Here is a 17834-nt window from a genome sequence, read left to right as displayed (position 1 = left end):
AAACAATTCTCTTTGATTGGAAAGAAATATTTGTTTTCCGAGATGAAATCTTGGGCGCAATCATCTGATTGACGGTTTCTTCTAGGAATCAGGGTGTGTTGAGAGCGTAAGGGGTGCAGGCGTATGATTGCATCAAACGTAAAGCTGGATGATAGCAGCATCATCCATCATCGAGATCTTGTAAATCTCTATGGCTGCACGATCGGCGCGGGAACGCGCATCGGCACTTTCGTTGAAATCCAGAAAAACGTCCTCGTCGGGAAGGACTGCAAAATCTCCAGCCATTCCTTCATCTGCGAAGGCGTGACGCTGGAAGACGGCGTTTTTATCGGTCATGGGGTCATGTTCACCAATGACACCTACCCGCGCGCCGTCAATGCCGATGGCAGGCTGCAGACCGAAGCAGACTGGATCGTTCTCCCCACGCTGGTCAAGCGCCACGCGTCGATCGGCAGCAATGCCACCATTCTGCCTGGCGTAACCATCGGAGAGGCCGCGCAGGTCGGAGCGGGGGCGGTTGTAACGAAGGATGTGCCTGCGGGCGCCATCGTTGCCGGCGTGCCGGCCAGGATTATCGGTCGCGTTCACGACCGGTCAGTCAACATGCAGGCGTTGGGAGGAATGCGATGATCGGCATTGCGGTTGTTGGATATGGTTATTGGGGTCCGAATCTGGTTCGCAACATATCGGAAGCGGAAGGTGCGCAGCTCATTTCAGTCTGTGATCTCAATGTCGAACGGCTGGTGGCAGTTAAAAGCCGCTACCCCGCAGTGACGATCACCGATGATTTCGAGGAAGTCCTGCGCGATCCGAGAGTTGATGCCATCGCTATCGCGACGCCGGTCTTCACCCATTTCAAGCTCGCCATGCAGGCTATGATGGCCGGAAAGCATGTCTTCGTCGAAAAGCCGATGGCATCGACGACGGAGGAAGCCTCGCGGATGGTCGAAGAGGCCGCGCGCCGACGCCTCGTGCTGGCCGTGGATCATACTTTCGTCCACACCGGCGCCGTCCGCAAAATGCGCGAACTGGTCGAGAGCGGCTTGGGCGACATGTATTATTACGACTCGGTTCGGGTCAATCTGGGGCTTTTCCAGCATGATGTCAGCGTCATCTGGGATCTCGCGGTGCACGATTTGTCTATCCTGGACCATGTCGTACAGGAAAGGCCGGTGGCGGTTTCGGCGACGGGCATGAGCCATGTTCTCGGTGAGCCGGAAAACATCGCCTATCTGACGCTCTTCTTCGAGAGCAAGCTTATCGCGCATATCCACGTCAACTGGCTGGCACCGGTCAAGGTGCGCCGCACGCTGATCGGCGGCAGCAGCAAGATGGTCGTCTACGACGATCTGGAGCCCAGCGAGAAAATCAAAGTCTACGACAAGGGCATCACGCTGAACCCGAATTCTCAGGCCTATGGTGAGAAGGTGCATCAGATGATGGTCGGCTACCGCAGTGGCGACATGTGGGCACCCAAGCTCGATATGACCGAAGCGTTGAAGCGTGAACTGGATCAGTTCGTCGAGTGCATCGAGCAGAATTCGCGGCCGATTACGGACGGCCACGCCGGGCTGCGTGTCGTTCGCATTCTTGAAGCCGCAAGCCGGTCGCTCGCCCAGCGCGGTCGTGTCATCGAACTCGAAGAGGCGAGGCGCATTGCATGATCCCCTTCCTGGACCTCAAAGCACAGTATCAGTCGATCAAAAACGAAATCGACGCGGCAGTGCTCGGCGTGCTCGCCTCAGGGCAATATATACTGGGCGAGGAGGTTGTCCGTCTCGAGCAGGAGTTCGCTGACTATTGCAACGTCAAGCATGCGATCGCCGTCAATACCGGGACGAGTGCTTTGCATCTGTCCCTTCTTGCGGCGGGCGTCGGCCCCGGCGATGAAGTCATCACCGTGCCATTCACCTTTGTCGCGACGGTGTCGGCGATCTGCTACGCAGGCGCACGACCTATATTCGTCGATGTCGAACCCGCGACGCTCACAATGGATGCGGCCCAGCTTGAGGCGAAGATTACGTCCCGGACGAAGGCCATTATTCCTGTCCACCTCTACGGCCAGATGGCCGATATGGACGCGATCAAGGCGGTCGCCGACCATTACCGGATACCGGTCATCGAGGACGCTTGCCAGGCGCATGGCGCTCGCTACAAGGGCGCTCGTGCCGGCAGCATCGGTGCATCGGGCTGCTTCAGCTTCTATCCGGGCAAAAATCTCGGCGCCTGCGGTGAGGGAGGTATCGTCGTGACGAACAGCGACGATCATGCCAAGACGATGCGCATGCTGCGCGACTGGGGTCAGGAGCAGCGCTATCACCATCTGCTGAAGGGCTTCAACTACCGCATGGACGCCATTCAAGGCGCTATCCTTCGCATCAAGCTTCGGCATCTCGAAGATTGGACAGAAGCACGTCGGATGCATGGCCGGCGCTACACCTCGCTGCTTGCGGGAGCAGGGCATTTGAAGACGCCTGTCGAGGCAGCAGAGCGGCGCCACGTCTACCACGTCTATGCCATCAGAAGCCGCGATCGCGATGCGCTTCAGCGCGTGCTTACTGCGGAAGGCATTCAGTCCGGACTGCACTATCCGATCCCCGTTCATCTGCAGAAGGCCCATGCCGACCTTGGTTGCCAACCCGGTGATTTCCCCGTCTCGGAAGCCGCGGCACGTGAGGTCCTCTCGCTGCCGATCTATCCGGAGATGCCCGCGTGGCACGTCGATCAGGTGGCCGCTACGCTGGAATACGCCTATGTCAGCTAGTCATGCAGGTGAGGCTCGCATCGTGCAGGCGGTCCATGGCCGTCACGAAAGGCCGGCGGACCCTGCCTACCAGGCCGGGCTGGCCGAAGAACTCAAGCAATCTTATGGACGCGCTGGCCTTATCGAACTCTACGGTCGCTTTGCAATGGGCGACGGTGTCGTCGACACCCTGATGCGGAAAGCCATCTGGCAGGCGCTCGTGCGCAGTTGCGGTGGAGGATTGCAGGTCGCGGGCGGGGCCGGTTTCAAACATCCGGAGACTTTCGAAATCGGCAATGGCGTGTTCATCGGCGCCCAGGCCTATATCCAAGGGCGCTTCGACGGCACTTGCGTGATCGGCGACAATGTCTGGATCGGCCCGATGGCCTATTTCGACGCGCGCGACCTCGTGATCGAGGATTCTGTCGGCTGGGGGCCAGGCGCCAAGGTGCTGGGCTCGGCCCATACGGCACTGCCGGTCGATGTGCCGATCATCCGCACGGATCTGGAAATCAAGCCGGTCCGCATCGGCGCATGGGCCGATATCGGCACGAACGCGACAATTCTTCCCGGCGTCAGCGTAGGGAAGGGGGCAATCGTCGGAGCAGGCGCAGTCGTCGTCTCCAATGTCGAACCGTTTTCGGTCGTCGCCGGTGTGCCGGCGAAGTTCATACGCTGGCGCGAGGAAGCCGATCCTGTGCTGGATATATCGCGTGGAGGAAGATCGTGAGAAATCAACGAGTGCTCATTACCGGTGGAGCCGGCCTGATCGGGTCGCATATTGCCGATCTCGTCGCATTGGAAAAGCCGCGCGAGATCATCATCCTCGACAACTTCGTGCGTGGACGCCGGGACAATCTCAGCACGGCAATAGCCGGCGGAGCCGTTAACATCGTCGAGGGAGATATCCGCGACAGAGCGCTGCTCGCAAAAACCTTCGAGGGCGTCGACATCGTCTTCCATCAGGCGGCCATCCGTATCACGCAATGCGCGGAAGATCCGCGGCTCGCTTTCGACGTTTTGGCCGAGGGCACGTTCAATGTCCTCGAAGCAGCCGTCAAGGCAGGTGTGTCGAAGGTCGTCGCTGCTTCCTCGGCCTCTGTGCTGGGTTTGGCCGAGAGCTTTCCAACCACTGAAGCGCATCATCCCTATAATAACAGGACGATCTACGGTGCGGCGAAGACATTCAACGAGGGGCTGCTGCGCAGCTTCGCTGACATGTACGGCCTGCGCTATGTGGCGCTTCGCTATTTCAACGTCTACGGGCCGCGAATGGACGTTTACGGCGCCTATACCGAAGTGCTGATCCGCTGGATGGAGCGTCTTGCCGCCGGAATGCCGCCCGTCGTCTATGGAGACGGGAGTCAGACGATGGACTTCGTCGATGCACGCGATATTGCGCGGGCAAACCTGTTGGCTGCGAAGAGCGATGTCACGGACGAAGTGTTCAATGTCGCGAGCGGCAGGGAAATAAGCCTCCTGGAACTCGCGCAGATGCTGAGCAGCATCATGGGGGTATCACTGGAACCGCAACACAAAGAGGCTCGTGCGGTCAATGGCGTGACCCGGCGCCTTGCAGATATCACCAAGGCCGAGAAACTCCTGGGATTCAAAGCGGAAATATCGATGGAACAGGGGCTCCGCGACCTTGTGGCCTGGTGGCAGCTGAAGACTGCTGCGGCAGGAGGTCAAGCTGCATGAGCCCGTCACCATCGACAATTCCGGTCGCCAAGCCTGTTCTTGGAGAGGAGGAGGCCGAGGCCGCACGCCGCGTTATTCTGTCAGGATGGGTGACGCAGGGGCCGGAGGTCGCCGCTTTCGAGAGCGAATTTGCCGCCTTTGTCGGTGCGGCGCATGCCTGCGCCGTCTCCAACTGCACGACTGCGCTGCATCTTGCTTTGATGGCTGTCGGTGTCAGTGCCGGCGATGAAGTCATCACGGTCAGCCATTCGTTCATCGCAACCGCGAATGCCGTTCGCTACTGCGATGGGGTGCCTGTTTTTGTCGACATCGAGGCGGACGGCTACAATATCGATGCCAGCCTGATCGAAGCGGCAATCACACCCCGCACCAAGGCAATTCTCTGCGTGCATCAGCTCGGCATGCCTTGCGATCTCCGCTCGATCGTGGAGATCGGCAGGCGCCATCAGATACCGGTTATCGAAGATGCGGCCTGCGCGACGGGGAGCGAAATCCTCTGGGATGGACGCTGGGAAAAGATCGGCAAAGCGCATGGCGACATTGCCTGCTTCTCCTTCCATCCCCGGAAGGTCGTCACGACGGGTGATGGCGGCATGTTGACCACCGCTAATCCCGAATATGACCGGAAGTTCCGGCTGTGGCGCCAGCATGGCATGAGCATCACGGATACTGTCCGTCACGGCTCGAAACAGGTTATTTTCGAAGACTATGACGAACTGGGTTATAACTACCGTATGACTGACCTTCAGGCCGCTGTTGGACGCGAGCAGTTGCGGCGGCTGCCGGAGCTGATTGCGCAGCGCAGGCTGCTCGCCGAGCAGTATTGCGAACGCCTGTCCACGATACCCGGATTATCTTTGCCGGCCGAACCGCGTTGGGCTCGCAGCAATTGGCAGAGTTTTTGTGTGAGACTGCCCGATACCGTCGACCAGCGCGCCGTCATGCAGATCCTGCTCGATCAGGGGATCTCGACGCGGCGCGGGGTGATGAACATTCATCTGGAGGGAGCCTACTCCGACAAGAGCTCCCACCGCGCTGCCACGAGCCTGCTGCAAAGTGTGTCAGCGCAGCAGCACACGATCATCCTGCCGCTCTATGCCCAGATGACGGTAGCCGATACCGAAAGGGTTGTTGAGGCGCTTCGCGAAGCCCTTTCGGTGGTTGCTATCGAACCCTCGGGCGTACAACGCATCGTGGACGTTGCTCTCGCCTGATTAGACTATTCGCTCGACGAAAATATTCGCATCCAAAAAACAATGCGCGCATCGGGCGATGCGCGCATTGTTCGTTATGCGGATTTCGCAATCCATCCACGGACGATGGAAGGCACGGATTCCGGCGGAAGCAGGTCGATCAGCATACGCAGCGAATAGAGCCCGCAGACTGCTACGGCAACGAAGCCAATTGCCGTCGCCGGCCAGAGTGGCAGGACCGCGAAGGTCAGGAATACCAGTGCCGATGCGGGCAGGAAAAGCAGCGCGTGTCTATGATTGGCGGACGACCAGCGAAAGCCGGTCAGACGCCGCACGATCACGTAGACCAGGATGCTGTGCCAGACATAGAGACCGAAAAACGCCATGCCGGCTCCTGGCGTGCCGAGCAGCGATACGAAGAGCCAGGCGAGCCCCACATGCACGACTGCTGCCGCTACCTCCGTCCAGAAGAAAATCGCCTGAGTGCGCTTCGCGACGACAATGAAGCCCATTGGCCACGAGATAATCCGGAGCATCATTCCAAGGCAGATCCAGCGTAAGAGATCTACTGCCCCGTGAAACTCTGCGGAATAGAATAAGCTCATCATGAGCGGCGCCAGGGTCAGCGTGGCGAGCAGGCCGGGACCGGCAAGCAGCATGCTGATTTCCGCCTGTTCGTTGACCAGGCGATTGCATTCGGCATTGTTGTCCGCTGCTGCGGTCAGGCGCGGATAGAAATCCGTTCCCATCGCCTGCAGGATGAAGCCGGCGTAGAGGCCGCCAAGGCCCCAGGCTGCCTGATACAATCCCGCCGCCATGACGCCCCCCTCCTTTAGCACGATGAGCCGGATGGCATAGGCTGCACCGAAGGTCAGAAGCCCGCTTGCCATGAAGACGAAGCCGAGCCTGAGCAGTGCCGACACTTCCCGGCCGAACTGGCGCGCGGGCATTGGCGAAGGATGCGGGCAGATCCGCCGGCTGTACCACCAGCTCGGAAGGATCGAGGCAGCCGCGATCACCACAAGGGACGGTGCGATCGCCTGCATGCCAAACAGATAAATCAGCGGGATGCTGACCGCTGTGCCGAAAAGCCCGGCAAGCACATTGATGCGGGCAAGATCTGCAATGCCCCGCAGGCCCTGGATCAACGCAGTCTGCCCCGCAGAAACCAGTCGACAGAAGATTGCCAGCGACAGCAATGCAATGCCACTTGCATGCTGGTAGTCGCCGAAGGTGAAATTCGAGACTGGGAATGCCAGCGCGGCGAGCAGGAGCGCACCAAGCAATGCGAGCACCATCGATAGGCGTCTGAGCACTGTCGCCGATCGCGCGATCCTTTCTGCGTCATCGGTGCCCGCAGCTTCGGCAATCTGGCGCACGCCGCTGCTTCCCACACCGAGCCCGGCAATCGCTTGCGCGATGTCGAGGATTGATCCGTAAAGGCCCATGAGCCCGACACCTTCGGGCCCGAGCAGAACGGCCACGGCCTTGTTTCTGATAATGCTGAGTGCGACGTTCACGAGCGAGGAGCCGCCCATCAGCATCGTCGATTTGAGGATTTGAGTGTAAGTCTGGCTGCTGGGTGGGGTCATGCGCAAAGTCATCAGGTGCCCCTAGCCATTTATCCAATGATGATGCTCAACCGTCCGCAGAAAGCCTGGCTGCGGAACGTGCGTTTCGCGCCTCACCGGCTCACCTGACTCATATGCGCCTCTGTCTGAACAGGCAGCGCAGCAGCGTCTTCGGAGGGCGTATCCGCAATGCGGTTCTGGGTTACTCTGACCACGTCACCTGGCGCCAGTTCCGTCGTTTCGGAGGCCTGGAATTCTGCAACCTGTCCGTTGTCGCGCCGGCTTACGGTGAAGGTCAGCGGAAGTTCTTCACCGCGTTCATTCACGTTGCCGCTGCTGGCGAGTTCTTCGAGAAGCAGTTGTTGCGTCGTGTCGCGCTTTAATCTCAGTTGATCGAGATTGGCCTTCTCCGACTGTACTTCGGAAGCGACTTCATTCCGGCGCGTGTCGGAAAGTCCCTCGAGATTGCGCGTCGTCTCGTTGATCGCTTGACGCCCTCGCATGATAGCTGTGACAAGATCCAGCTTGTCAGACCGATAGGTGTTGAGCAACCGCTCCAGATCCATCTGGCGCGAGGTGATCGTGAGGCCTTTTTCGACCAGCGTCTTGACGCTGACCAGCTGTTCCTCCACGGACTGGATATTGTCATCCGAGCCTTTCAGCTTCTCCTCAAGCGCATCGATTTCCGCCTTCAGGAGATCGCGCAATTCGACGAGCGCCGTCGACTGCCTTTCCAGCGCACTTGCGCGAGCCTGAAATATGACCCTCTCCTCGTCATAGATACTGGCCGCATATTGCTGGTCGGCGGCGGGCGGCCGCTCGAAGGTTATCTCCTTCGCTCCGGCCATCTCCGCTTGAAGCCGCGCGAGCTTTGCGGAGCTGCGCAGCAGTGAATGCTCTATTTCCCGCAGGTCTCCGGCAAGCGTGATCGTCTGCGATCGCTGCCGTGCCGCCGGCCGCAGCGGGCCGCCGCTCATAGCCAGGGATTGCAGGACGCTGAGGCCAGACCGGAACTTGTATTCCCCCGGCGTGGTTACGTCTCCCACGACGTAAATGGACGGGTAGTCGAGAACGTCGATGGTGACCGCAGGTATCTGGGCCAAACCCATCTTTTCCTGCAGGCGTTTGGCGATTTCCCGGGTGAGGCCGGCATTGTCGAGATTTCCAACGGACAGCGATCCCAGAAAGGGCAGGGAGACTGCGCCCTCATTCGAAACTGTGTATTCGCCGCCGATCGCATCCCATCGCTCAAACTCACCCTTGGATGGCATCCATTGGACAACCGTCAGGCGGATTTTCGTTTGCGGAGCAAAGGGCGTGCTGTCGGCGAGAGCTGGCGACGCAATACCGGTGAGAAGGACGAGTGCACTGACGGCAAACGTCGCACGAAGGAACATGCGAGGAACGCGGTACGAAAGCTTCATGTACATGTCCAGCCTGCAAAGCATCCTTAAACGGATACAGGTTCAATGCCTTAGACGCTGCGCGCGCGCCGAACGCCGGGTCCGCGGCCGCATTACCAGTGTGCAGCCTGGCGGAGCCTTGAGGAAGATGAAGGCCGGATGCTTGGCTTCATCACTATTGATGAGACGGGGTAGGGGGCTTCAACCCAAATCGAGCGCCGACATTTCGTCGGCTCACGAATGGCCGTTGGATGCGGAGGGGTTAAGCCTCCCACGGGTTGACGTCATAAGCCAGGAAATTGCAATCAGGTTGCATCGCGCTCCGTGCGCAAATTGGCGACGACACGCCTGTTCTGCACTTTGCAGGAACGTTGCGTGCAGTCGCGAACTTCGCGGTCCGCACCGTAACCCTTGGCCCACATGCGTCTGGCGTCGACGCCCTTCGAGACAAGATAGGCCATGACGGCATCGGCGCGCTGCTGCGACAGGGTCTTCATTTTCGACTCCGAACCGGAATCATCGGCAAATCCCTGCAGCTTGATCAGCCAGGCCGGGTTCCTGTTCAGCCAGGCAGCCTGATTGTCCAGCGTTGTCATGGCGACGGTATCGAGCTTGGCGGAATCTTGCGTGAAGTAGATCCGTCGGCCGACACTGAGAATGAAATCCTCTTCGCTGCCAGCCTTGACGTTCTCGAAACCAGGCGCGGGATCATTGGTCTGGCCGGTCAGCGGTGCTGCTGTAGGCTCCTCTACGGAAGCAATATCGGTAGTGGTGCAGGCGGTGAGCGCCAGGAGCATGGCCGAGGCGGCAAGGCGTCTCGCATATGCGGTCAACACAGACATCAGAGTGGTTTCCTCATTCGACCGGGGTGGCCTGGCTGACTTCGGCGGCGGGCGCCTGGTCGGCAATATGCGGCAGAACCTGCACCGCGGTGCCGATTGGACAACGCTGGTAAAGATCGATGGCGTCTTCGTTGAACATCCGGATGCAGCCACTGGAGGCATCCTTGCCGATGCTCCATGGTTCCAAAGTGCCATGGAAGCGATAGCCGGTATCGACGCCGTCACGCAAAAGATACATGGCTCGGGGGCCGAGCGGATTCTTCGGTGAGCCTCCCGCCACGAATTCGGGCAGTTCGGGATGCCGCTTGCGCATCTCCGGCGGCGGCGTCCAGCGCGGCCACAGCGATTTGCTATCGATCGTGGCGCGGCCAAACCATTTGAAACCCTCGCGGCCGACGCCGACGCCGTAGCGAATGGCCGTCTTGTTCTCCATGATCAAATAGAGAAAATGATGCCGTGTATCGACAACAACGGTGCCGATCGGCTCGCTGCTGAAATACTTGACAACTTGGCGGTGCCATTGCTTCTCGATCTTGGCGAAATTCGTCGCCCTGAACGTCACGCCATTGTCGACGGCGGTGCCGGCAAAATAGGAAGCCGCCTGGCCAAAAGCCGGCTTTTGTACTGCGCCTGCGCCAAGTAACGCCAATCCACCAAGCAGAATATCCCTGCGGGTCCACACCATCGGCCATATCCCCCTCAAAGCCAAGCAGCGTGGTGCCAGTAAATCAGATTTTTCATCTGCGACAACATAAAACTCCTCCCGTCTCCCAAAAGGTTGAGGTCGAGTTTCTGATGTCCCAGGGAGTGTTGCTCTGATCGTTACTCTGCGAGGACGGCGCTACACCCGCACGCGGCACTACGGCCAGTGACTATGCGCCTATTTTGGAATTCGTACTCGGCAATGATCAAAAACGGGAGCGCAGTCCGCTTCCTGTCTCGCCAAACCGCGTTCCAACCAGATCTTCCCGGGTGCGAATGACTGAGGCCGATAGCGGTCGTCCAAAAAATCAAAGCCGGTTGCGGATCACTACCAAGCCGTCCGTGCGGTGCTGAGCGCGAACGTAAGGGAAGAGGTGACAAGGGCCACGTGAGCCTTGAGCGAAACGGCACAGTTTCCCGGATAGGAGAGGTTGTGCTGGATTAGATGCTTGAGCAACTCCTCAGCATTGCGCTTTTCGGTCAGCGGAAATGTCACAGTCATATGCGTTCCTCCGAGGAGCAAATTCGACCTTTGGAGAGATTTACGCTCGAATTCTTTTGCGCTGCAACAAGAAAATTTTAACTATAAAATTAAAATCGATTAGCTTTCGAGGTGGTTATTTTAAAATCGTTTTAAATTCTGCAGTGGTCGGGCCGGAGCCGCTGCGACAAAATGCACACGGTCCGATAAGATCTTGTTAATCATCCAGGTCGCAGATGGAAGGAAGTTTAAACGTTCTACCAGCGTCGCGAGAATACGTTCCGCCCTGTAGGGCTTTAAATCCGCAGGCCCACGTGAGAGCCGACGCTGATGGCTGGGTTATGCGCTGGTGCGTTCTGTTCGCGGTGTGTGGCAATGTCGATCATTCATAGTATCAGCGTCAGAAGCGGTCGACTGGTAAGGCTCACCTTCGAATCCGCCCCCTTCATGCGGGCCGCTCGTAGGACCGCCGGAACGGCACGTCAGGCGAGAAGCCGCATCGTCACCCTCGCAGGCGTCCTAGGCATCGTCTACGCTGGAATGTTCGGCAAGCTGATCTATTACGGCCTTGCCGCCAACATGACGACATCGAGCATTCCGCCCAATCCGATCATGGCTTCCCGGCCCGACATTCTCGATCGCAATGGCGAACTTCTGGCGACTGATATCCGCACGGTATCGATGTTTGCCGAACCGAGTCATATGGTCGATGTCGATGAAGCAGTTGAGAAGTTGACCCAGCTCTTCCCCGAACTCGACCGGAAGGCACTCTATCAGAAGCTCTCGGACAAGCGTTCGCAATTCACCTGGCTGCGTCGCCAGCTGACGCCGAAGCAGCAAAGCGAGGTTTTGGCTCTTGGCCTTCCTGCCATCGGCTTCCGTCCCGAGGTGAAGCGCTTCTATCCTGGCGGGCGCACGGCGGCCCACATTCTCGGCTATGTCGATATCGATAACAAGGGCATGGCCGGCATGGAGAAATATCTCGATATGCAGGGCCTTTCGGATCTGGAATCGACCGGACTGGCAGTGCGTGAAAACCTGGAGCCGGTGAAGCTGTCGATCGACATCCGCGCGCAGAATGTCGTTCATGACGTCGTCACCGACGCGATCACAACCTACAAGGGCAAGGCTGCTGGCGCCGTTATTCTCGACATCCATACCGGCGAAGTGCTCGCCATGGCGTCCGCTCCCGATTTTGATCCGAACGACCCGCAGGCGACCGGCAGCGAAGGCTGGCTGAATCGCATGTCGAACGGCACCTTCGAAATGGGCTCCACCTTCAAGACTTTCTCGATGGCATTGGCACTCGACAGCGGCACGGTGAAACTCTCCGACAGTTTTGACGCGACCGGGCCGTTGCATTACGGCGGCTTCACCATCCATGACGACCGTGACGTGCCGCGCCGCTGGCTGACAATTCCGGAAATCTTCCGTTATTCCTCCAATATCGGCACGGCAAGGATGATGGATTTGGTCGGCATGGATCGTCAGAAGGACTATTTGACACGCTTTGGCCTCTTAACCAAAATGCAGACCGAGCTGCCGGAGGTGAAAACGCCGACACAGCCGAAGGTTTGGAAGAAGATCAATTCGATCACGATCTCCTTCGGCCACGGCGTCGCAACCACGCCGCTGCAGACAGCCGTCGCCGGTGCCGCTCTGGTCGATGGCGGCGAGCTCATAGAGCCAACCTTCCTGCCGCGCTCGGCCGAAGAGGCGGCGAAAACCGAACAACAGATCGTCAAGAAAAGCACCAGTGATACGATCCGCTATCTCTTCAAGCTGAATGGCGAGCAGGGCTCGGGGCGCACGGCGGACGTGCCGGGCTTCCATGTCGGCGGCAAGACGGGCACGGCAAACAAGGTCGTGAACGGCCATTATTCGCACACTCTCAGTTTCAACGCCTATCTGGCGGCCTTCCCGATCGATGCACCGAAATATGTCGTGCTGTCCTTCATCGACGAACCGCTGACCGGGCAGCATGGGCTTACTTTCGCGACGAATACTGCCGCTCCGATGGTGCATGACATCATCAGTCGCGTTGCACCGATCCTGGGCGTTGAACCCGACTTCGGACAGAACTTGCTGGCCTCGTATTGAGGGTGGCACCAAAAAGCGTGCCGCGCATCAGATGCTGCGCCATAAGTCTTTGTGTTCAGCATATCATTTGTGAAAACCGCTGCGCACTTTTGGGCGATAAGCCTTAGACGCGAGACTTCGGTGTGATCGTCAGTGCCGAACCATGAGCGCAGCGCATTTCCGTCGCAGCGGACGGGTCGCGGTCGTCGGCCTTGTGCAGAAGCGTCGAGCGATAGCCTTCCGTATGCGTGCCGTGGATTAGCGTTACATCGGCATTGCCCGGATTGTCGGAGCGCTCGAACCATTCGACGCTGTGATGTAGGAAATTCATCTCGAAGGCACGGTTGGTGACGCCGTGGCCGACGATGATTGCAGTGTCGTTGCCACTGCCGATGTCATGCATGACTGTCTGCAGAAACAGCCGCACCCGCTGGGCAACGTCTGCACGGCTCTCTCCATCAGGCGGACGGGCATAGAATTTGCCGCTGTTATTGCGAAGCCGCGCCCATTTCTCAAACTCTTCAGGAAATTTCCGCCGCTGCTCGGCCCGGTCGTAAATCTCGGTAAACAGACCAAAATCTTGCTCCCGCAGCAGATAATCCTCACGCACATCACCGATCGCGTCTGCAGGCGAGGCCTCGACGATCGCGTCCTTGGTCTGACGCGTTCGCAAATATGGCGAATGCCAGATGGTCGCTTTCGGCGCAACGACAGGCAGCGTTGCCAGATAGGACGCGATGGCTCGCCCGGCTGCCAGCGCTTGTCGATAACCCCATTCCGTCAGCGGAACATTGTGATCGCCGAACTGACGGTAGGCGCTCTCGGTGATGTTGCCGAGAGATTCGCCGTGTCGAACGAGAAAAATGCGCATGGCTATCCGTGTCTGCCGAGGAGGAGCGCATCATGAAGGGCGCGAGCTCTGTGTGCAATGGTCGTAGGCCTAGCCGCATCTTTTGCGCAGGTTAAGACAGGTGGTGTCATGCGACCCTGGAATAGCCGATACCATTCCTCGCAGAAATGCTGCAGAGACGATATCTCCAAGGCTGCTTGAGCCCTCGCTCCTTGCGGGGTTGCTCCTGCGGCTTCATGAAATGTGCAGTCCTGGCAGCATCGAGCCGAAAATCGGCGTCGATCTTCGGGTAGTCTGATGCCTTCAAAGAGTTAGAGCGCCCGTGTGTCCGAACGGACACGGCGCTCCAGCGCCCGCCGTGGGGTGCCCTTCCAATGCCGCTCCGCGATGTGACTCCTGCAGGCATCATCGCGCAGACCAGCGTCGTGGGATCAACGGTACACCCACGCAATCCTCAAGCGAAACGGAATAGAGGCGTTATGCTGGTGTGGCGATCGGAGTGTCGGCTTTCAGTCTCGTAAATGCCGCACCCGAATGCGTGTCGAAAACGTAGACACGATGCGGCTCCACGACAAGTTCGAGAATTGCTCCGTCTGCGATCGCCACATGATCGGGAAGATGGACGACCGCGGCGGTTTCGCAGGATTCGACGGTGCCGTAAACATAGGTTTCCGTTCCGATGCTTTCAGCATAGTCGACCTGAAAACGAACGCGAAAACCGTCGTGAACCCGATCACGCTCCAAACCGAAATGACTGGGACGGATACCGAGTGTGACCGCCTGGCCGACCTTGGCATCCGCAGCCTCCAGCGGCAGGTTGAGCGCACCGAATCCCGGCACCTGCACGGCTATCCCGCCTGGGCCGCAGGAAAGTAACTCGCCTTCGAAGAAATTCATCTGCGGAGAACCGATGAAGCCCGCAACGAACCGGTTCGCCGGAGTTTCGAAAAGCTCCAGGGGCGTGCCAATCTGTTCGACACGGCCGGCATTGAGTACGACGATGCGATCCGCCATCGTCATCGCCTCGATCTGATCGTGGGTGACGTAGATCATGGTCGCTCCCAGCCGCTTGTGGAGGCGGCTGATTTCTCCTCTTGTCTGTACCCGAAGTGCAGCATCGAGGTTGGAGAGCGGTTCGTCGAAAAGAAAGAGCTTCGGGTTTCGAACGATGGCTCGCCCGATCGCAACGCGTTGCCTCTGCCCTCCTGACAACTGCTTGGGACGCCGGTCAAGAAGTGGTTCAATGGCCAGCATCCGGGCTGCTTCCTGCACCCGGGCGTCAATTTCAGTGCGCGTCAACTTGGTATTTTCCAGTCCGAACGACAGGTTTCTCGCAACGGTCATATGCGGGTAGAGGGCGTAGGACTGAAACACCATCGCAATCTCCCGCTCGCCTGGAGCGGCATGCGTTACATCCTTGTCGCCGATAGCAACGCTTCCGCTCGTGACGCTTTCGAGGCCGGCAATCAAGCGCAGAAGGGTCGACTTGCCGCAACCGGATGGGCCGACAAGGACAACAAATTCACCCTCGCTGACATCAAGATCGACGCCGTGGAGAATGGCATGATGACCGAAGCTCTTTCGAACATCGTTTAATGTTAAGCCAGCCATTCGCCAGTTCCTTCTAAAACCAATTCGAACAAATTTGTCGTCGCGTGGGCCGCAGTTTGGAAGGTATGAATTAGTTCGTCAAGATGACGAACATGAAATTCAGGATCTGAGCCGTTTTCACTCCCGATTCTTCGACTCGAAGTCGCGACCAAGCGTGTCTGAGGGAAGGGGCACGGCCTATCGCTTTCAGGACAGCGTTGTTCAATTAGAGAGCTGCTTCACTGGCTGCTCCTCAAGCTGGTGGGCACGTTGCTGCCGCATTCAATTTGGAACGGGCTGTGACAGCAAGACGAGCCTGGTCCCAGACGTTCGGGATCAGCGAGGCGGCGGCGGCAAACGCCGTTGCTCTGGAAGGGCCTGCGGTGAGAAGAGAAGGTTGTGAAGGTGGGTCAAGGCAATTGCAAGCGCCCCGATGAGCGTTGCGCGGCTGCCAAGCGCGCTCGCTTCCACCTTTATATTGCGCCGACTTGCCTTGGCTATGCCTTCGCGAATCCGCTCGACCATCAATGGATGGGAGCCAATGCTACCTCCAAGGACAACGATGGTCGGATCGACGATCGCGTTCACGGACACGATCAGGAGTGCTGCGATATCCGCGACTTTGCGGATGACGTTTGCGGCGATCGGATCTTCCTTTTCTGCAAGCCTCAGAATATCTCGGACGGACGTGTCCTTTATACCGCCTGAGCGGTGATAGAAATCGCTAATTCCCTGCGCTGCGATGGCGCATTCGAGTGCGCCGCGCTCCAAGCTGTCCTCCGCATAGGGATCAGCCCCGAACGGAAGGTAGGAGATCTCGCCGGCTGCCCCACTCGCGCCGCGCATCAACTTGCCGCCTTGAAGTACGCCAAGACCGATACCTGTTCCAAGCGAGATGAAGGCCAGGGTATCGATCTCAACTGCACGTCCCTGCCAGGACTCGCCGATGACGGCTGCGTTGACGTCGTTTTCAAGCACAACCGGACAACCAAGCCTTTCGCGAAGTGTTCTGACAATATCGATGCCGGCAAGATCGACAAGGTTCGGTGCCATTGAGAGCGCGCCGGTCGTCGGTTCGACCACGCCGGGCGTGGCGATGGACGCTACCAGAACATAATCACGCGCCACACCGCTTTCGGCAAGAATCCGCCCAAGCGCCGCTTCTATCTGTTCGAGCTGATGATAGCCGCCTCGATGGTCGGAGGGATATTCAATCTCATTCACAATTCTGCCGACGATATTGCCGAGCACGATCCGCGTTGTCGTGGCACCCATGTCGATGGCGACGGCGTAGCCGGCCGTGCCATTCACCTCATAGGTAATGGCGCTGCGGCCGATGCGGCCGGTCGTAACGCCTTTTTCGCGAACCCAGCCAGCCTCTTCCAGCGTCCTGATGACCTCGGACATCGTCTGCTTCGAGAGGCCGGTGATCTTGGAAAGTTCGGCACGGGACGTGGGACCCGTGTGGAGCAAGACATCCATGACAGCGCGAACCGAAATCTGTCGCAGCATCGGGGGCGCGTTTTCAGTCAATGCCATGGGCCAAATATTCCGGTCGATCTAAGATTTTGCTGTTCGTCTGCTTCTGCTTTTTCCACGAATGCCCGTCAATTTCAAACTGGTTGTTGACAGACCGGAAGGCCGGCAATAATAAATTCGTCAACCTGCCGAACAAATATAGAAAAGAGCTGCGTTTGTCAAATATTTCAACTATCGCGCCAGATCTGCGGCCGGCGGTTGACAATCGTCGCGCGAGCGTTTCGGGTCTCATTGCTGGCGTTGATCTCGGTGGTACCAAGGTGCTCGCCGGCCTATCCGATCTTAACGGCGTTCTCTTGGCGAAGATGGAAGAGCCGACCGCCCACGGCGAAGGCGCTCCCGTCCTCAAGCAAATTGTGCGCATGATCTTGACCCTAGCGGAGCGGCATCATGACCGGGGGCCTCTCCTTAGCGCCGTCGTTGGCGTACCGAGCGCCGTTTCGCCCTCTACTGGTCTTGCTTCGCTGTCGCCGAATCTCGCAATCCCTGCGGACCAGCCACTTGCAGGGCTTCTTGAGGCCGGATTGCCCTGCGGTGTGATTGTCGAGAACGACGTCAATCTGGCGGCATTTGCTGAGGCGACGCTCGGAAGAGCCCGCGATTGCACTTCCGTGGCCTTCATCGCCTTCGGAACTGGGGTGGGCATGGGGCTCGTTATCGACGGCAGGCTTTTTCGCGGTCACCACGGCCGCGCGGGGGAACTTGGTCTTCTGCCGCTCGGCGCAGATCCGCACGATGCCGCGCCGAAAGCAAGGGCGGGCCTCTTTGAGGACCAAGTCGATTCACCGGCCATACGCTCTCTCTATCGAGATGGAACTGTGCCGGTGAGTGAAATCTTTCTCAGGGCGGGTTCGGGAGACCCAGAGGCGTCTGCTGCCATCGCGGCGCTCGCAAAGTCCGCGTCGGTCGGGCTGGCGTCCATTCAAGCGGTATTCGATCCGGCATTGATGGTACTTGGAGGCGGCATCGGCTCGCGCCCGGAGTTCATCGAGCTCGTCTCGCAGCATATGTCGTCTCTGCTGCCGTTTGCCGTGCAGATTGAACCGACTTCTCTCGGTCCGGAGGCAGGAATGCGCGGTGCCTTGATGCTTGGTTTGCACGAACTTTCCAGCCAGAAGGCCGCATAAGAACTGGAGCTCG

Annotated in this window: 15 protein-coding genes; 8 read left to right on the top strand and 7 right to left on the bottom strand. The window is 58.6% G+C overall.

Translation table 11 applies throughout. From position 1 onward, the window contains the following. Positions 1–123 precede the first annotated feature (123 nt). Genes FHT78_RS10560 through FHT78_RS10535 form a run of 6 tightly spaced genes read left to right on the top strand, consistent with a single transcriptional unit; the run spans position 124 to position 5658 of the window. A complete protein-coding gene (locus tag FHT78_RS10560) occupies positions 124–630 on the top strand; it encodes an acyltransferase (protein ID WP_183743213.1) in 507 nt (168 codons plus the stop codon). After that, entirely contained in the window at positions 627–1664 is a 1038-nt protein-coding gene (locus tag FHT78_RS10555) for a Gfo/Idh/MocA family oxidoreductase (RefSeq protein WP_183743211.1), read from the top strand. The genes FHT78_RS10560 and FHT78_RS10555 overlap by 4 nt, the downstream gene beginning before the upstream one ends. Then, a complete protein-coding gene (locus FHT78_RS10550; RefSeq protein WP_183743209.1) occupies positions 1661–2764 on the top strand; it encodes a DegT/DnrJ/EryC1/StrS family aminotransferase in 1104 nt (367 codons plus the stop codon). Before FHT78_RS10555 ends, FHT78_RS10550 begins: the two co-directional genes overlap by 4 nt. Next, entirely contained in the window at positions 2754–3473 is a 720-nt protein-coding gene (locus tag FHT78_RS10545; RefSeq protein WP_183743207.1) for an acyltransferase, read from the top strand. The genes FHT78_RS10550 and FHT78_RS10545 overlap by 11 nt, the downstream gene beginning before the upstream one ends. Beyond that, on the top strand, positions 3470–4444 hold the full coding sequence (locus tag FHT78_RS10540; protein WP_183743205.1) for an NAD-dependent epimerase/dehydratase family protein: 975 nt from the start codon (positions 3470–3472) through the stop codon (positions 4442–4444). The genes FHT78_RS10545 and FHT78_RS10540 overlap by 4 nt, the downstream gene beginning before the upstream one ends. Further along, positions 4441–5658, top strand: a complete 1218-nt coding sequence (locus tag FHT78_RS10535) for a DegT/DnrJ/EryC1/StrS family aminotransferase (RefSeq protein WP_183743203.1) — start codon at positions 4441–4443, stop codon at positions 5656–5658. The genes FHT78_RS10540 and FHT78_RS10535 overlap by 4 nt, the downstream gene beginning before the upstream one ends. A 74-nt stretch (positions 5659–5732) precedes the next feature. On the opposite strand, the gene FHT78_RS10530 is transcribed toward FHT78_RS10535, so the two are convergent. The 4 genes from FHT78_RS10530 to FHT78_RS10515 all read right to left on the bottom strand — a co-directional run bounded on the left by FHT78_RS10530 (position 5733) and on the right by FHT78_RS10515 (position 10138). After that, a complete protein-coding gene (locus FHT78_RS10530; protein ID WP_183743201.1) occupies positions 5733–7241 on the bottom strand; it encodes an O-antigen translocase in 1509 nt (502 codons plus the stop codon). Between the two features lie 80 nt (positions 7242–7321). Then, the gene (locus FHT78_RS10525; protein WP_183743199.1) at positions 7322–8632 is read right to left on the bottom strand and encodes a polysaccharide biosynthesis/export family protein; all 1311 of its coding nucleotides are present in this window, start codon (positions 8630–8632) and stop codon (positions 7322–7324) included. Positions 8633–8916: 284 nt separating this feature from the next. Continuing rightward, on the bottom strand, positions 8917–9453 hold the full coding sequence (locus FHT78_RS10520; protein ID WP_183743197.1) for an OmpA family protein: 537 nt from the start codon (positions 9451–9453) through the stop codon (positions 8917–8919). 13 nt (positions 9454–9466) lie between these two features. Beyond that, complete coding sequence (locus FHT78_RS10515) at positions 9467–10138, bottom strand: L,D-transpeptidase (protein WP_183743195.1); 672 nt, start codon at positions 10136–10138, stop codon at positions 9467–9469. Between the two features lie 873 nt (positions 10139–11011). On the opposite strand from FHT78_RS10515, the gene FHT78_RS10510 reads away from it, so the two are divergent. After that, positions 11012–12736: a penicillin-binding protein 2 gene (locus tag FHT78_RS10510; protein ID WP_183743193.1), complete on the top strand. Its 1725-nt coding sequence runs from the start codon at positions 11012–11014 to the stop codon at positions 12734–12736. A 103-nt stretch (positions 12737–12839) separates the two neighbouring features. Here the strand turns inward: FHT78_RS10510 and FHT78_RS10505 are convergent, their stop codons facing one another. From FHT78_RS10505 to FHT78_RS10495, 3 genes are all read right to left on the bottom strand, one after another. Then, positions 12840–13586, bottom strand: a complete 747-nt coding sequence (locus FHT78_RS10505) for a phosphoglycerate mutase family protein (RefSeq protein ID WP_183743191.1) — start codon at positions 13584–13586, stop codon at positions 12840–12842. 456 nt (positions 13587–14042) lie between these two features. Beyond that, on the bottom strand, positions 14043–15176 hold the full coding sequence (ugpC, locus tag FHT78_RS10500; protein WP_183743189.1) for a sn-glycerol-3-phosphate ABC transporter ATP-binding protein UgpC: 1134 nt from the start codon (positions 15174–15176) through the stop codon (positions 14043–14045). A gap of 315 nt (positions 15177–15491) precedes the next feature. Further along, positions 15492–16694 (bottom strand): ROK family transcriptional regulator, encoded by a 1203-nt coding sequence (locus FHT78_RS10495; protein ID WP_183743187.1) that lies wholly within the window; start codon positions 16692–16694, stop codon positions 15492–15494. Between FHT78_RS10495 and FHT78_RS10490 the strand changes: the two genes are divergently transcribed. Further along, positions 16688–17821: an ROK family protein gene (locus tag FHT78_RS10490; protein ID WP_183743185.1), complete on the top strand. Its 1134-nt coding sequence runs from the start codon at positions 16688–16690 to the stop codon at positions 17819–17821. The two genes, FHT78_RS10495 and FHT78_RS10490, sit on opposite strands and share 7 nt — an antisense overlap. Positions 17822–17834 lie beyond the last annotated feature (13 nt).

Source organism: Rhizobium sp. BK196, from assembly GCF_014193255.1.
Taxonomy (GTDB): domain Bacteria; phylum Pseudomonadota; class Alphaproteobacteria; order Rhizobiales; family Rhizobiaceae; genus Rhizobium.
This window is presented reverse-complemented; position numbering and strand designations above follow the sequence as displayed.

Bases quoted from the DNA above. Each gene is read 5' to 3' on its own strand.
- FHT78_RS10530 (WP_183743201.1), bottom strand. From the start codon at position 7,241: ATGACTTTGCGCATGACCCCACCCAGCAGCCAGACTTACACTCAAATC.
- FHT78_RS10560 (WP_183743213.1), top strand. From the start codon at position 124: ATGATTGCATCAAACGTAAAGCTGGATGATAGCAGCATCATCCATCAT.
- FHT78_RS10515 (WP_183743195.1), bottom strand. From the start codon at position 10,138: ATGGTGTGGACCCGCAGGGATATTCTGCTTGGTGGATTGGCGTTACTT.
- FHT78_RS10495 (WP_183743187.1), bottom strand. From the start codon at position 16,694: ATGGCATTGACTGAAAACGCGCCCCCGATGCTGCGACAGATTTCGGTT.
- FHT78_RS10525 (WP_183743199.1), bottom strand. From the start codon at position 8,632: ATGAAGCTTTCGTACCGCGTTCCTCGCATGTTCCTTCGTGCGACGTTT.
- FHT78_RS10490 (WP_183743185.1), top strand. From the start codon at position 16,688: ATGCCATGGGCCAAATATTCCGGTCGATCTAAGATTTTGCTGTTCGTC.
- FHT78_RS10550 (WP_183743209.1), top strand. From the start codon at position 1,661: ATGATCCCCTTCCTGGACCTCAAAGCACAGTATCAGTCGATCAAAAAC.
- FHT78_RS10510 (WP_183743193.1), top strand. From the start codon at position 11,012: ATGTCGATCATTCATAGTATCAGCGTCAGAAGCGGTCGACTGGTAAGG.
- ugpC (WP_183743189.1), bottom strand. From the start codon at position 15,176: ATGGCTGGCTTAACATTAAACGATGTTCGAAAGAGCTTCGGTCATCAT.
- FHT78_RS10545 (WP_183743207.1), top strand. From the start codon at position 2,754: ATGTCAGCTAGTCATGCAGGTGAGGCTCGCATCGTGCAGGCGGTCCAT.
- FHT78_RS10505 (WP_183743191.1), bottom strand. From the start codon at position 13,586: ATGCGCATTTTTCTCGTTCGACACGGCGAATCTCTCGGCAACATCACC.
- FHT78_RS10520 (WP_183743197.1), bottom strand. From the start codon at position 9,453: ATGTCTGTGTTGACCGCATATGCGAGACGCCTTGCCGCCTCGGCCATG.
- FHT78_RS10535 (WP_183743203.1), top strand. From the start codon at position 4,441: ATGAGCCCGTCACCATCGACAATTCCGGTCGCCAAGCCTGTTCTTGGA.
- FHT78_RS10555 (WP_183743211.1), top strand. From the start codon at position 627: ATGATCGGCATTGCGGTTGTTGGATATGGTTATTGGGGTCCGAATCTG.